The organism is Maribacter taeanensis, from assembly GCF_047345145.1.
GTDB lineage: Bacteria > Bacteroidota > Bacteroidia > Flavobacteriales > Flavobacteriaceae > Maribacter_C.
The window spans coordinates 657,903-673,495 of the sequence record NZ_JBLFER010000002.1; the positions used below are offsets into that span (position 1 = coordinate 657,903).

General features: G+C 38.8%; 12 protein-coding genes. 1 reads left to right on the forward strand and 11 read right to left on the reverse strand.

The genetic code is table 11. The annotated features are described in order from the left end of the window. Nucleotides 1-34 precede the first annotated feature (34 nt). Both ACKWCD_RS08765 and dxs read right to left on the reverse strand, forming a co-directional pair. The gene (locus ACKWCD_RS08765; RefSeq protein ID WP_413983563.1) at nt 35-1,174 is read right to left on the reverse strand and encodes a DUF3078 domain-containing protein; all 1,140 of its coding nucleotides are present in this window, start codon (nt 1,172-1,174) and stop codon (nt 35-37) included. Beyond that, nucleotides 1,164-2,942 carry a 1-deoxy-D-xylulose-5-phosphate synthase gene (gene dxs / locus ACKWCD_RS08770; RefSeq protein WP_413983564.1) on the reverse strand — a complete coding sequence of 593 codons (1,779 nt, stop codon included), beginning with the start codon at nt 2,940-2,942 and terminating at the stop codon, nt 1,164-1,166. The genes ACKWCD_RS08765 and dxs overlap by 11 nt, the downstream gene beginning before the upstream one ends. A gap of 205 nt (nt 2,943-3,147) precedes the next feature. Between dxs and ACKWCD_RS08775 the strand changes: the two genes are divergently transcribed. After that, on the forward strand, nt 3,148-3,597 hold the full coding sequence (locus ACKWCD_RS08775) for a nucleoside deaminase (RefSeq protein ID WP_413983565.1): 450 nt from the start codon (nt 3,148-3,150) through the stop codon (nt 3,595-3,597). On the opposite strand, the gene ACKWCD_RS08780 is transcribed toward ACKWCD_RS08775, so the two are convergent. The 9 genes from ACKWCD_RS08780 to ACKWCD_RS08820 all read right to left on the reverse strand — a co-directional run bounded on the left by ACKWCD_RS08780 (nt 3,594) and on the right by ACKWCD_RS08820 (nt 15,593). Next, entirely contained in the window at nt 3,594-3,851 is a 258-nt protein-coding gene (locus ACKWCD_RS08780) for a hypothetical protein (protein WP_413983566.1), read from the reverse strand. The genes ACKWCD_RS08775 and ACKWCD_RS08780 overlap by 4 nt on opposite strands. 1 nt (nt 3,852) lies before the next feature. After that, nucleotides 3,853-4,278 (reverse strand): DUF3995 domain-containing protein, encoded by a 426-nt coding sequence (locus ACKWCD_RS08785; protein WP_413983567.1) that lies wholly within the window; start codon nt 4,276-4,278, stop codon nt 3,853-3,855. A gap of 9 nt (nt 4,279-4,287) precedes the next feature. Beyond that, entirely contained in the window at nt 4,288-6,072 is a 1,785-nt protein-coding gene (locus ACKWCD_RS08790) for a chloride channel protein (protein ID WP_413983568.1), read from the reverse strand. A gap of 53 nt (nt 6,073-6,125) precedes the next feature. Next, nucleotides 6,126-6,953, reverse strand: coding sequence for a tetratricopeptide repeat protein (locus ACKWCD_RS08795; RefSeq protein WP_413983569.1), 828 nt, complete (start codon nt 6,951-6,953; stop codon nt 6,126-6,128). Next, complete coding sequence (locus tag ACKWCD_RS08800; RefSeq protein ID WP_413983570.1) at nt 6,925-7,467, reverse strand: hypothetical protein; 543 nt, start codon at nt 7,465-7,467, stop codon at nt 6,925-6,927. Before ACKWCD_RS08800 ends, ACKWCD_RS08795 begins: the two co-directional genes overlap by 29 nt. 86 nt (nt 7,468-7,553) lie before the next feature. Beyond that, the gene (gene aspS, locus ACKWCD_RS08805) at nt 7,554-9,302 is read right to left on the reverse strand and encodes an aspartate--tRNA ligase (RefSeq protein ID WP_413983571.1); all 1,749 of its coding nucleotides are present in this window, start codon (nt 9,300-9,302) and stop codon (nt 7,554-7,556) included. Between the two features lie 111 nt (nt 9,303-9,413). After that, on the reverse strand, nt 9,414-12,974 hold the full coding sequence (locus ACKWCD_RS08810; RefSeq protein ID WP_413983572.1) for an efflux RND transporter permease subunit: 3,561 nt from the start codon (nt 12,972-12,974) through the stop codon (nt 9,414-9,416). Beyond that, complete coding sequence (locus ACKWCD_RS08815; RefSeq protein ID WP_413983573.1) at nt 12,967-14,148, reverse strand: efflux RND transporter periplasmic adaptor subunit; 1,182 nt, start codon at nt 14,146-14,148, stop codon at nt 12,967-12,969. Before ACKWCD_RS08815 ends, ACKWCD_RS08810 begins: the two co-directional genes overlap by 8 nt. Before the next feature lie 29 nt (nt 14,149-14,177). Next, complete coding sequence (locus ACKWCD_RS08820; protein WP_413983574.1) at nt 14,178-15,593, reverse strand: TolC family protein; 1,416 nt, start codon at nt 15,591-15,593, stop codon at nt 14,178-14,180.

The following is a 15,593-nucleotide window of genomic DNA, read 5'->3' on the forward strand; positions in this document are numbered from 1 at the left end:
AACCTGTACTGTCACCCTGAGCGCAGTCGAAGGGCTAAAAGTTATACGCTACCCCAACACCTAAAAGCTGCTTGAACTGCAATTTTGGTCGACCTTCATTTACGACTTCCCCTGCTTCATTTTTTACCGCATCAAAGAGAATATCATCATCGTAAATGAAGTGGGTTCCCAGATTGGTAACTATGTATTTATTGACTTTTAAGTTGACATTTAGCTCCCAGTCTACATCGATGTTGCCAAAACTCCGAAGATAATCGGTATACAGGTTCAATCGGTGTTTGAGCGCAACGTTTTCCATAAGTTGGGTCTCCCAGTCATTTGTAATTAGAAAACCTACTTCTAGAAAAACGTTTTTCCCGGGTTCGAGAATATTTCCATCGACATCAAGCACTGCTTTATCAACTCCGAATGCTCCTTTATTCGCCAAATCTTGATCTAATACAAAAGTTGCTTTTTGAGTAATTGGAGAAATATAAGCATTGAATTTTTGCCCCTTTGAAATGTAGGAAGTCCCAGCACCTAAGAAAAAATAACCCGGACTCATAACTCTTGAAATAGGTGTTTCCCTGTCGGGATATTTAAAACCATCTGTGTATTGTGTATTGAAATTTGCTTTGACCGAATAGTACCAATTGCTAATCGTATCACGTCGATACCCTACTGTAGAACTTATTCTAATGGCATCATCGGTTTTTCTTATTTTTTGACCCTCCTGAAGATTAATGCCATAACGCGTTTCCAAAATATTGTCCCATTGAAAATACCTGAACTTATAGTTACGCTCAAAACGGGCATTTGCTTGGGCTGCGATAGAGTTATTTCCACCAGCATTCCAATTGATAAATGCAGCCTGACTAAAATTAAGACCGATTAAATTAACACTTTGCCAGAATGTCGGCACCTCGAATTTCTTTTGAACCTCAGATAATGGTTTGGTTTTTTTGAATGAAATGGTCGTATTCATAATGTTAACTGGCTCCGCTGTTTGCTTGACCCTTGGTTGTGTTCGTCTGATTACTATGGTATCAATAATCATAGAATCGCGAACTATTGGAGCAACAATTACAGAGTCGGCTTTCTTGGGTTTTGGTATGCTATCTTGGCCAAAGCCGAATTGTATTGTAAGAAAGAGTGTGAAAAAAAACCTTTTGGGTTTCATTACTTCAAAATTCATTCAATATAGATTTTAGTGTTGCTCTTACAGAGTCTTTGTCAAGTCCAACAAGTTGATAAAGCTCTTCTGTAGTACCATGCTCAACGAAAGTGTCATCAATTCCGAAAACATGGACGGGATTTTTAAATTGCATCTTATTGGCATATTCTAGAATGGAACTGCCAAAACCTCCTATTTTGCAGGCATCTTCGATTGTTATGATATGTTCATAGCTGTTGAAAACCAATTCCAATTGTTTTTTATCCAAGGGTTTGATAAAACGCATATTATAATGTCCGATTTCCTGCGAATGATTCATTTCTATCAATAATTCAGATATCATATTCCCAATATGTCCGACCGATAATACAGCAATTTTTGTGCCTTTTTCTAATTCTTCGGATGACCCAATTTCTATTTTTTCAAAAGGAGTTTTCCATTCCTTAAGTACCCCTCTACCTCTTGGATATCGAATTGCAATAGGATGTTTTAATCCTAACTGCGCTGTATACATGATATTGCGTAATTCGATTTCATTCATTGGAGCAAAAACGATGAGGTTGGGAATGCATCGTAAATATGCAATGTCATACACTCCATGATGTGTTGCTCCATCTTGGCCAACCAATCCGGCACGATCTAAACAGAAAATAACAGGTAAATTTTGAAGCGCTACGTCATGAATCACCTGATCGTAGGCACGTTGTAAAAAAGTGGAGTAAACGTTACAAAAAGGTGCTAGACCTTCCGCCGCCATTCCCGCGGCCATAGTAACTGCATGCTGTTCAGCAATACCAACATCAAAAGCACGCTTCGGAATTTCTTCCATCATATATTTTAGGGAGCTTCCTGTAGGCATAGCCGGAGTAATCCCCACGATATTTTCATTCTGCTTAGCTAGTTCTACTATTGTGTGACCAAAGACATCTTGATATTTTGAAGGCTGTTGCGCAGGGGATTTTTTGTACAATTCCCCAGTTTTTTTGTCGAACTTTCCAGGAGCATGGTAGGTCACCTGATTTTCTTCAGCCTGTTTTAGTCCTTTACCTTTCGTAGTAATCACATGTAAAAGTTTGGGTCCTGAAATAGATTTCAGTCTTTCTAATTCCGACAATAAGGCCTTTAAGTTATGTCCGTCAACAGGTCCCGAATAGTCAAAATTCAGACATTCAAAAATGTTTTCATCTTTAGCAGTACCTTTTTTTACGTTGGTCAAGTACTTTTTAAGGGCACCGACACTAGGGTCGATGCCAATTGCATTATCGTTCAGTATTACCAATACATTTGCGTCAGTTACGCCCATATGATTAAGACCTTCGAAAGCCATTCCACTGGCAATAGATGCATCTCCAATTACTGCGATATGTTGTTTGTTAGAATCTCCTTTTAACTGGGATGCAATCGCCATCCCTAGAATGGCTGAAATTGATGTTGAACTATGCCCCGTACCAAAATCGTCATACTCACTTTCGCTCCTATTTGGAAAACCGCTAATTCCACCCAGTTGCCGATTTGATTCAAAAATTTCTTTACGCCCAGTTAAGATTTTATGTCCATAGGCTTGGTGGCCTACATCCCAAATAAGTTTGTCATTCGGAGTGTCAAAAATATAATGTAGCGCAATGGTGAGTTCGACAACACCAAGGCTAGCACCTAAATGCCCCTCTTTTGTAGCAACAATATCAATTATGAATTCGCGAAGTTCTTGAGCGAGTTGGGGTAGTTCGCTTGGTATAAGGTTGCGAATGTTATTTGGAGATTCGATTTTATCAAGTATACGTTGAGACACCTCTTAAAAATTGAAGCTACAAAGCTACGGCTTTTCCTTGTTTGATGATTGTGAATTCGGAGTTCACAACAAATACTGGTTCAATTACAGTATCGTTGAAATTTATTCGTTATTCATTTACAATACCTTTTTTGAAGAGGTGTTTTATGAAAGTTTGTTGTCCTCAAGACTATTATTCCATACTATTGTAAATTAAATTTCTGAAATGGTTTTACCTTACGACGATACGTATTTTATGAAAAAGGCTCTACAAGAGGCTGAAGCTGCTTTTGAAAAAGGCGAAGTGCCTATTGGGGCAATCATAGTCGTTCAAGACCGTATTATTGCTAGGGCACATAACCTTACCGAACAATTGAATGATGTAACGGCACACGCAGAAATGCAAGCGATTACGGCGGCAGCTAATTTTTTAGGGGGCAAGTATCTAAAAGATTGTACCTTATATGTTACTCTAGAACCCTGTCAAATGTGCGCAGGTGCCTTGTACTGGAGCCAAATTTCAAAAATAGTGTATGCCGCTGAAGACCCTCAAAGAGGTTGTGGGGCTATGGGAACAAGGTTACACCCAAAAACCAAAATTGTAAGAGGAGTTCTTGAAAATGAAGCTTCTGATCTCTTAAAACGCTTTTTTGTTCAAAAACGTAATCTGAATTAAGAATCTTCAGATTTTCTTGGCGGCTTTCCCTGCATCTTACGAACATTCTCATCCGTTAGCATATAGTCTTTAAAGTCTCTTTTTTTACTTTCCTTATAAAGAAATAAAGGCATTGCAATTAGAAAAAGACCCAAAGTCCCTGACCCGATAAATTTATGGGATAAGGCTTCTTGAGACTCCTCTAGATTAAAACCGTAGATAATAGCTCCTAGAGAGGCCAGAACTACTAACGTGATAAAATGTTTAAGCTTCATGTTACCCATACATTTGAACTATAAACCCTGCTAAAGCGAGGAAAACGCATAAGGGAATAAAGTATTTCGAATCTGATTTTGCAAATTTGGTCATTTTTATCTTCTTAAAAAGTCCCACATATTTAAAATCTCCAATGACACGAAGTAAAAATATGGAAGGTAAAATCCAACCAGCATATAAGGGCAGCCAACTCGGTAATTTAGCAGTAAAGACTTCTATTTGGGTCATATAAAACAAAGAAAAAAACAAAAGTCCAATACCTACAATTATAGTTGCAATTGTCGGCGGTTTCAGTGCTTGAATATTTTCGTCATTTGTTGGTATGGCAGCTTCAATCCCCCATTTCCCCCCGAAAGCCCAATAGAAATGTATGCCTGAGAGAAAAAGAAAAATCATAGCTAACAAAGCCCCTAAAACTAAAACCATCGTTTTACTTTACTGTGTAAAATTAATTAATTCTCTGCGATAGGCTGTCAATAATTTAGATTTTGAAACGAAGCCATAGTACTTTCCCTCTTTGATAACGGGAAGGTTCCAGGCATTACTGTCTTGAAACTTTTTCATAACCTGTTGCATACTATCTTTTCCATAAAAGATATATTCCGGTGCAGAATGCATAAAAGTAGAAACCGTAGTTGTTCGGTATAAGGAAGTTTCAAACATAAATTCTCGAATATCATCTAGGAGCACGATGCCTACTAAGGCTTCATTTTCATCAACCACGGGGAATAAATTTCGGGTAGATTGTGATACGGCTTCATGGAGCATTTCTCCTAAGAACATAGTCGGGGTTACCGTTTTGAAATTCTGCTCGATGACATCATCCAATTGCATTACAGTCAGAACGTTTTCGTCTTTATCGTGTGTTAACAATGCACCTTGCTCTGCGAGTTCACGCGTGTAAATGTTATGTTTGATGGCATTTTTTGTAATGAGGTATGAAATGGCAGCAGTTATCATCAAGGGAACAAAAAGTTCATAACCTCCTGTGATTTCCGCTATCAAGAAGATGGCGGTTAAGGGCGCATGGAGCACTCCGGCAATCAATCCGGCCATACCAATTAAGGTAAAATTACTTTCGGATACTGCGAACCCCAAACCTAAGTTGTTAATGACTTTGGCGACGACATTGCCTAGAGCGCTTCCCATTACCATAGTCGGGATGAAAATCCCTCCAGCTCCACCAGCAGCAAAAGTAGTAGTCATGGCAATCGCTTTAAAAACTGTGATACCAAATAGAAGTGCAATCACTACCCATATGTTACTTAAGTAATCATCAAAGGGGGTAGACCCGAGAGCGGATAAGTGATTACCATCCAACAAATTGCTGATAAAACTAAAACCTTCTCCATAAAGCGGAGGTATAAAATAGAGCATAATTCCAATGGCAAGTCCGCCAACAAGAAGCTTGTATTTCGGACTCTTCAAAGGTTCAAACAGTTTCAGAATTCCGAAATACATTTTTGTAAAATAGATAGAGGCGAATGCTGTTCCAACCCCTAACAAAATATAGAATAGGGTGTCTTTTACTTCAAAACTGTCCGTAAGTCTAAAATCGAAAAGTACTTCATTTCCTAGAAAAAAATAGGAGGTAAGCACGCCGGAAACTGAGGCCAATAAAAGTGGCATTACGGAAAGCATCGTAAAATCGATACTAAATATTTCCACGGCAAAAATAATAGCGGCAATTGGGGATTGAAATATTGATGCCACAGCTCCTGCCGATGCACAAGCAATGAGCAAGGAACGTGTTTTGGAGTTCAAATGAAGCACACGGCCTAGATTCGAACTTATTGCAGAACCTGATTTCACTGCAGGTCCTAGCAGTCCTACTGAACCTCCAAAACCAACAGTAAGTGGTGCGGTTATCAGTGGCGTATAAATTTTCTTTAAATCTATAATCCCTTTCTTCTTACTCAATGCAAATAAGATGGAGGAAACCGCATGCTCTAATTTTTCTTTGTGTACAAACTTCACATAAAGGAACACCAAAGCAAGACCAATAATCGGCAATACAAAGTATAGTTGATTGCTCGAAAATACGATACCACCTTCTAACGAAGATTGGATGAAAAACGTAAGGTTTTTTAGGGTAACCGAGGCTAAACCTGCTAGCAGCCCAACTAATACGGCTAGAATATGAGTGAAGGTTTTGTTGGAGATATTTTTATATCGCCATTTGATGAACTTGGTGAAGAGTTTTTCTAGTCGGGTTGGCATTTAAGGTGTTTGCTTACTTAAATGTAATGAAAATACGGTAGTGTATATTTAGCTTATTCTAGAATGGATTCTTTTACATCTTCTAAATCCTCCATATAAATTTGACGTAGGGTTTCAACATAGTCACGATTATTGTAAAAGCCCGCGTTGAAATCTATAATGGCATCTTCAATTAAAGCTTTTGCCTCTATAGCATCATCATCTTTTAAAATGAGTGCTTTATAATACTTGGCATCAGCAGATTGCTTGAAATATTGAATAACCTTATCAAAATTTTCTACTGCTTTTTCAGGATTTCCGGATTCGTAATATGCAATTCCGCGATATAAAAAGGCTTCTAATTCAACCCAATCTTCACCACTATCTTCGGTTTCTTTGGTTATGTGCTTGTCCCAATAGGCTATGGAGTTTTCATAATCCTTTAGGCCTAAATAAGCAATGCCTCGCCAGAAATCAACACTATGACCTTGTGGGTGGTCGATATAATCAGTTAATGTATCTGAAGCATCAAAATCTGCTATTGCTTTTTTATAATCTCGATAGAACCAGAGGTAAAGGTAACCGCGCCATGGTTGCCAAGTCGCTGCATCTTTCTCTACAGCTTCATCGAAAATGGGTTTCCATTTGTGAGGCATTCCTCTTTTCAAATAGGCAACGGAAAGTTCTCTTATGGCTTCGGCGTAGGTGGTGTCTAGGGCAATGGCCTCTTTGATGCGTTCCATGCTTTCAGGAGATCCCTGTAGAAGGTTTTCACCAGTTTTATATACCTGTTCCGCAAGTTCTCTGTTATTGCCTTTTTTAGCTTCTAGAGTATTCTCTTTGCAGGAAAAAAAAAGCAGAACGGTAAAAATACTAAGGTAGAATTTCAACAACTTGCCCATCTTCAATTTTATAAATGATATACATGTAGAGATCACGAACTTCTCTTGTTTCTAACGAACTCCAATTCTCTTTTCTGAGGGTAAGTTTCGAGAGTTTACTGACCATATCTTTATTTAGAGTCGTGAGCTCAAGATTTGAATCCAGTTGATTTGTTTCGACATCTCCTAACTCTCCTTTGCAATTTATAAGAAAGCGAAAATTTAAGTAGCCATTATCAGCAAAATTATTTTCTGAGTAGTTGTTTTGAATGAACCTTTTAAAAACTGGCTTGCCTCCTTTATAAATGTATGGTGCTGTGCTATGATAGAACCCCACAGGCAGCTTATCACTGCATCGCTCAAAATTTTCTGATATATCAGGGTTATTCGGGTCGAGATAACCAATATGACCCTCGTTTTTTCGGTCAAAAGGATTTTGATAGTTAGAAAAGATATAGCCAAATCCTGAAACTATGCTCATCGCAAGCCCTAGCAAAATTACAGTTCCGATTTTTGGAATATTTTTTTTAACCATCTCAGAAAGTTAAAAATAAAATCAATGAGAAGCTAAATTTTTGGAATTTCAATAAATAATATTGATTTCTCTGAGAATTAGACTAGCTACAAATCCAATTTCAAACTCAACTCTTTCAACTGCTCACTATCAATAGGCGCTGGCGCATCAATCATGACATCGCGCCCACTATTGTTTTTTGGGAAGGCGATAAAATCACGAATAGTTTCTTGTCCGCCTAAAATGGCGACCAATCTGTCTAGACCAAAAGCAATACCACCGTGAGGTGGTGCTCCGTATTGAAAAGCATCCATTAGAAAACCGAATTGTGCTTTAGCTTCATCGGGAGTAAAACCTAAATGCTTGAACATGGTACTTTGAATTTCTTTATCGTGAATACGAATAGAACCACCGCCGATTTCGTTTCCATTTAAAACCAAATCATAAGCATTCGCTCGAACTGCTCCTGGGTCTGAATCTAAAAGCTCTAGTTGACCAGGTTTTGGAGAAGTGAAGGGGTGATGCATCGCATGGTAATGTCCTGTTTCTTCATCTAACTCAAGTAATGGAAAATCGATAACCCATAAAGGAGCAAACTCTTCAGGATTTCTTAGACCCAAACGTTCGGCCAACTCCATACGCAAAGCACTTAATTGTGCTCTTACTTTATTTTTGTCTCCGGAAAGCACGCAGATTAAATCTCCTGGTTTGGCTCCGGTTACTTTTGCCCACTTGGCCAAGTCTTCTTGGTCGTAGAATTTGTCAACCGAAGATTTATAGCTTCCGTCATCGTTGCAACGGCAATAGACCATTCCCAAAGCTCCTACTTGTGGTCGTTTTACCCAGTCCGTTAGTTTGTCGATTTCTTTTCGGGTATAGGAATTTCCTCCAGGGACAGCTATTCCAACAACCAATTCTGCGGAATTGAAGACATTAAAGTCTTTGTGTTGTGCAACTTCATTTAACTCCCCGAATTCCATTCCGAAGCGAATATCAGGTTTGTCATTTCCGAAGCGTTTCATAGCCTCGTCAAAGGTCATTCTTGGGAAAGATTCGATATCTACTCCCTTAATTTCCTTTAAGAGATGTTTGGTCAATCCTTCGAAAGCATTTAGAATATCTTCCTGCTCAACGAATGCCATTTCGCAGTCTATTTGTGTGAATTCTGGTTGACGGTCTGCTCGTAAATCTTCATCTCTAAAGCATTTTACAATTTGGAAGTACTTATCCAATCCACCCACCATCAATAACTGTTTAAATGTTTGTGGAGATTGTGGCAATGCATAAAACTGTCCCTCATTCATACGACTAGGTACAACAAAATCTCGTGCTCCTTCTGGGGTCGACTTTATTAAATAGGGCGTTTCAACTTCTATAAATCCTTCATCAGACAAATATTTCCGGACTTCCATCGCCACCTTGCTTCTAAAAATCAAACTGTTTTTGACAGGATTTCTTCGGATATCTAAATAGCGATATTTCATGCGAATATCTTCACCGCCATCTGTTTCATCTTCTATTGTAAAAGGAGGCGTTTTTGATTCGTTTAAAACGATAACTTCTTCTACTAAAACCTCAATATTTCCCGTTGGAATATTTGGGTTTTTTGAAGCCCTTTCAATGACTTCACCATTCACTTGCACCACAAATTCTCGGCCTAAACTTCTTGCTTGCTCTAATAATTTTGAAGAAGTACGATCTTCATCAAAAACAAGTTGCGTGATACCATATCGGTCACGAAGGTCTACCCATGCCACAAAGCCTTTATCTCTAGTTTTGTGCACCCAACCTGATAAAGTTACTTTTTGATTGATATGTGATTCGCGTAATTCTCCGCAGTTATGGCTTCTGTACATGGTATGATTTCTATTTGAAGCGACAAATTTAAGAAGTATTCAGGACTAAAGTGTTGTAAAAAAAAGAATCCCCGAAATTTCGAGGATTCTTTTTATAAAGTCTATCGTTATTTAATCTGAAGTGCCCGTTTTTGGGAGGACCTCATATTCTTCATCTTTGGCTATAAGTTCTTCACCGAGATTCCTTTCAGGTTTTCGCCATCCGCGTACTTTTGTTTTTATACGATAGGTAATATTGAAAAGTACCGGTACGATAATCAAAGTCAAGAAGGTTGCGACAATCAATCCGAAAATAACGGTCCATGCTAAGGGTCCCCAGAAGACAACATTGTCGCCTCCAAAATAGATTTTAGGATTAAACTCGGTTACCAGCGAAGCAAAATCAATGTTCAATCCTATTGCTAGAGGTATTAATCCAAGAACTGTTGTAATTGCCGTTAAAATTACTGGACGTAAACGTGCCTTACCTGCTTTTGTAATCACTTTGGTAACATCTTTCATAGATAATAAATCTTTATCATCCATATCTAGTTTTACCTTTTTACGGTCGATGAGAATTTGGGTATAATCTAACAGTACAACACCATTGTTTACAACGATTCCCGCAAGGGAAATAATACCCATCATCGTCATCATGATTACGAAAGACCATCCCGTTATCATTAATCCACCAAAAACTCCGATAAAGCTTAAGAAGATGGCAATCATTATAATCAAGGGCTTTGAAATTCCTCCAAATTGGAAAATTAATATCAACATAATTAATGCTAGGCCACCAAAAAAGGCACCTACCAAAAAGTTCAATTGTTTGTTTTGCTCCTCGATTTCGCCCGTATAATCTACTTTTACAGCATCAGGTATACCTTTGAAATTCTCCATTTCTTTGATAACGTTACCAACTACTTCTGCGGGATTTCCGCCAGCTGTAAGTCCCGAATACACGGTAACCACACGATTACCATTGCGATGTTTTATAGAGCTAAAACCTGATGAATTTTTCTGTGATGCAACAGCGGAGACGGGAATCTCTTTAATTTGCCCAGAAGCTTGGTCTCTGAAAATGATGTTTTGATTAAAGAGTGCGTTTTTATCAAATCGTAGGTCACTATTAAAGCGGACATTGATATCATAATCTTCCCCATCTTGCTTGAACACGCCTGCTTTTTCCCCAAATAGTGAACGTCGTAACTGATTCCCAACTTGCCCCACAGCAACACCTAGCTCTCCCGCTTTTTGTCTATCAACAACTACCTGCATTGAGGGCTTGCTCTTGTTTACATTGATTTTTAATTCTTCAATGAAGGGAATATTCTTGCTATTCAAGTAATTGCGAATGTCTTCGGCAGTACTAATCAATTCGTCATAGTCTTTGCCTTGTAGCTCAATATTTACTGGATATCCTGCAGGAGGTCCTTCTGCAAGTTTTTCAACAGAAATGGAAACACCAGGGTAAATTCCTGTTAAATCTTCTTGAATTGCGCCTCGGAGTTCTTCGGTATCCAATCCGTTTCGGTACTTAAATTCCCGCATTGAAACCGTAACTTTTCCGCGATGCGGCATTTCGGAAGAGGAACCACCATCGGTTTGTGGGTTACCAGCACCTTCTCCAACTTGTGATACCGCGGATTCTACCAAGTAATTGTAATCCGAGTCTCTTTTATACTTTTCGCGAGCTACGACTTTATAGACCCTATCTTCAATGGCCTTGGTAATCGTATTAGTTTTCTCTATAGACGTCCCTTCGGGATATTCAATATAGACATATACCTCGTTCGGGCTATTCTCTGGAAAGAATTCGATTTTGGTTCTACCTGAGCCTATTGACATGCCAAACAACATGAACGTAACTAATAGTAGTACTACTGTGACTCCAAAGTACCAATACACATTTCCACCACGTAATGCATGTTTAATTCGGCGTTCATACCAATCTTCGAAACGTGGCATTACTTTGTTCTGAAAACTATTAGCCAACCCTTTGATAACGTATTTATAGGCCCAGAGCATCAACGCCGTAAAAATCATTACGGTACCTAATCCTCTTGCCGGTCCGCCAAGGAAAAGTATTAGTAAGCCAAGACCTCCAACGATTGCTGATGTTCTAATGAGACCCTTGCGACTAATCTCTTTATCACCAATTTCCATGTATTGTGAAACTAGCATCGAATTCATAAAAAGCGCCACAAATAGCGATGAACCTAATACGACTGATAACGTAACTGGGAAATAAATCATGAATTGACCGAAAAGCCCAGGCCAGAGTCCCAACGGGACAAAGGCAGCAACGGTAGTTATTGTTGATATGATGATAGGTACTGCAATCTCCCCAATACCTTTTTTAGCAGCCTCGGTTCTCGACATACCCTCGCTCATCAAACGATAGACGTTTTCGACAACCACGATACCATTATCCACGAGCATACCCAGACCCATAATCATTCCGAATAAAACCATCGTATTCAAAGTGAAACTAAGGCTGTCGATGAGCAGTCCCAAAGTATTTAGGACGAAAAAAGAGATGAACATCGACATCGGAATTGCAAACCCAACAAACAAGGCATTACGAAATCCAAGGAAAAACATCAAAACGGTTACCACCAAAATGATTCCAAAGATGATGCTATTCACTAAATCGTCAACCTGGTTTAATGTTCTATCCGAAGAATCATTGGCTATTGAAATATTTAAATCTGCAGGATAATACTCCGCCTGAGCTTTCTTCACAAGCGCTCTAATTTCCTGTGTGGCGGCAATAGTATTCGTTCCTGAACGCTTTTTTATATCAAGCATGACAACACTTTCACCATATTCCCTTGCAAATGTGGTCTTGTCTTCTTCATCAAAAGTTACCGTTGCAATATCTTTGAGATATACCGCACCATTCTCTGACTTAACGACAAATTCATTAAGCTCCTTTGGCTCTTGAATCTCACCTAAAACTCGAATCGTTCTGCGTTGCTCACTGGTTTTAATGTTCCCGGCGGACATTGTCATGTTACCATTTCCTATAGCGCTTATAACATCTTGAAAGCTGACTTTTGCGGCCATCATTTTGTACACATCAACGGCTACTTCAACTTCTTTCTTTTGAGCTCCTCGAATATCAACTTCTTTTATTTGTGGAAGGTTTTCGATTTCGTCTTCGAGATATTCCGCATACTCTTTTAGTTTTTCAACAGGATAATCTCCCGTGAAATTGACGTTCATAATCGGGAAAGATTCCGCCAGGTTTAAATCGAAAATATTCGGTTCTACTTTTGCACCGTTGAAAGTGGGCCAGTCTTCACTGGACTTTTCAGTATCTACTTCGTCCTTTACCTTTTGCTTTGCTTGCTCAACCGTAATGTCCTCATCAAATTCTACGGTAATTATCGAATAATCTTCCTGGGAAGTAGAACTTGTTTCTACCACATTACTTACGTTTTTCAATCTATCCTCTAAGGGGTCGGTTATCAAACGTTCGATGTCCTCTGCCGTGTTTCCCGGATAAGGTGTGCTTACATATACCTTGGTTTCCACAATCTCAGGATAATCCTCTCGCGGCATGGATTGATACGCTGAAAAACCAACCCATAAAAGGATAGCAATCATCACAAAAATCACCGAGGGATTGTCAATTGCCCAAGATGCTACTTTGAATTCCTTATTGGCGTTTTTCTTTTGTTTACTCATCGCTCTCCGTATTTAGGATTTGAACATTTTGCCCTTCTTTAACCGTTCTGGCTCCCTCTTTAATCAGAAGGTCACCATCGTTAATTCCTGAAAGAGCTTCTACCAAACTTCCTTGTGTTTTTCCAGTTTTGATGATTCGTCTAGTCGCTACTGCCTTGTTATCATTTGGCTCTGAGGCTACATAAACGTATTGTTCTCCATCAGCATTCTCCGAAATAATTCCTTGGGGAATTAGAATAGCATTGTCGCTGCTGTAATCGTTCAGACTAACACGTGCAGAAAGATTGGGCTTGATATTTCCATTTTTATTTGGAACGGGAATTTCAACACTAAACGCTCTGTTACTAGGGTTAATGAAATTGCCGGTCTGGCGTATTTTAGAAATAACCGTATCTCCAAGTACGGGGAAATATACCTTCGCCTCTTTACCTTTTGAAATACCACCTAGGTTGTTTTCAGGAACATCCACCGTAATATACATGTCGGAAAGATTTACAATTCGGAATACCTCCGCCCCTGGACCTGGAGCTACAACAGTTCCTTGATCTTTGATAACGTCATCAATAATACCTGAGAATGGGGCTCTGATGGTTGACTTACCTAGTTGGCTCTGCGCTTGCTTCACTGCATTTTCAGTAGCCTCGTAGCTTGATTTTGCCTGAAGATATTGTATTTCAGAACCTATCTTTTGTTCCCACAAACGTTTTTGACGTTCAAAAGTCGTTTTTGCCAGTTCAGCCTGTGTTTTCAATTGTGATACCTGGCTGCTCATTCCACCATCATCAATTGATGCTAAAAGTTGTCCTTTCTTTACACGTTGTCCTTCTTTGACAAAAACACGTTGTAAGGTGCCAGCCATTTCTGGATAGATCAATACATTCTGCTTTGTTTTTACATCACCTTGTAATTCTAAAAAGTGGTCAAACTTTTCACCCTTAGCCGTCAAGATGGTGACTAAAGGAAGTTTTTCTAAACCTGATTTAGCGGCGATAACAGAATCCAATAGTTGAAGGTCTTTTTCTATGGCTCTTTGCTGCTCTGAGATTTCGGTTTTTTTGGCACGAAGAGTTTCTAGATCACCTTGTGCGATTAAATCACTAACGGACTTTTCACCATTATTTCCGCATGATGCAAGTGTAACGATTGCAATAAGGGAATAGATTATTTTTTTCATGTTGATAATATTTAGGATTGATGTTTTTCTTAGGATTTGTTATTCAAAATAGTTTCCAATTCTGTTTTCTTATTGATGACCTCCACCATACTTTGCAAGTACGTTTGTTGGGCATCATATAATTGGGTTTGTGCTTGGCGTAGTTCAAAACTACTGGCTAAACCTTCGGCGTATTTGATTTGATTTTTAGTCTCAATTCTTTCTGCAAGGTTGAGATTGCTTTTGGCGGTTTCATATTGTTCAATGGCCAAAATATAGTTGCTTCTAGAGCTTTCAAGCTGTAACCGAATCTGCTCTTCTGCCTCACTTAGTTGAGTTTTAGCTTTTTCTAAGGCTATTTTAGCTCTGGCTGTGCTCGCACTTCTTCTACCAGAACTGAAAATAGGAATACTCAAATCAAAACCTAATACCGATGAGTCAAACCATTGCTGATTACTACTAAAAAAATCAAACTCATTTCCAAAACCCGAGGTCCCATAATTTATAAATGCATTTAGCGTGGGGAGTGCCTTGCTTTTTGCCAGCTTATGTTCAAAATAACGCTGTTCGTTCAAATTCATAGCAAGCTTGAAATCCACATTGTTCTCCAAATTGAAATCGCTTTCAATTAAACCAAAATCGATTTGATTTTGCGCTAAATCATCCAAATTTTCTTCTAGTTGAGTTGGTGCATCAATGGCAATGCCCATAACCAAATTCAACATTTGAAGGGTAATATCTTTTAAGCGAACAGCATTCTTCAATTGGTTATCTACAGATGAAAGTGTTATTTGAAGTTGTTCAACACTCTCTTCATCTCCTAATCCATTTTCATAGATTTTGGTGGTTTCAAAAAGGTTCTTTTCTAGATTCGCCTTGTTCTTTTCAAAAATGGAAACACTCTCCTCGGCAAGCAATACATTACCATAGGCTTCAGTAACAGCTTTTCGGACTTCTAAACTGGTTTTCTCTTTATTATTTTGACTGTAGCTCAAGAAGGCCTTGGTTGCCTGTACACCAACAATATAAGAGCCGTCGAAAATCTGCTGACGAAGAGTTGCTGTTGCCGTTGCAGAATGTTGTGTGCCAAAAACAATAGGAATAAAACCATCAGGAGTATTAATATCAAAATTGGTCTGAGTAGCATCAAAATAATCATTCACCACATCAATGGTGCTTTGGGTGTTGTCAAAAGCGGCCGCTGGCAGCAATGATACCGGCTGTTTCAACTGATTTTGATAACCAATCGCACCAGTAATTTGTGGAAGACCCGTGGCAATGGTTTCCCACTTTTGCTTTCTAGCATCGATTAAGTCGCGATCAGCATTGATTGCACTGTAGTTGTTTTTTAAGGCGAAGTCTATGGCTTCTTGAAGGGTGAAACTATTGGTATTGGTTACTTCTTCTTGAGAAAGCCCTATACTTAAGGTAAGTAAAGTTAAGATGGTTAAAATATGATTTCGCAT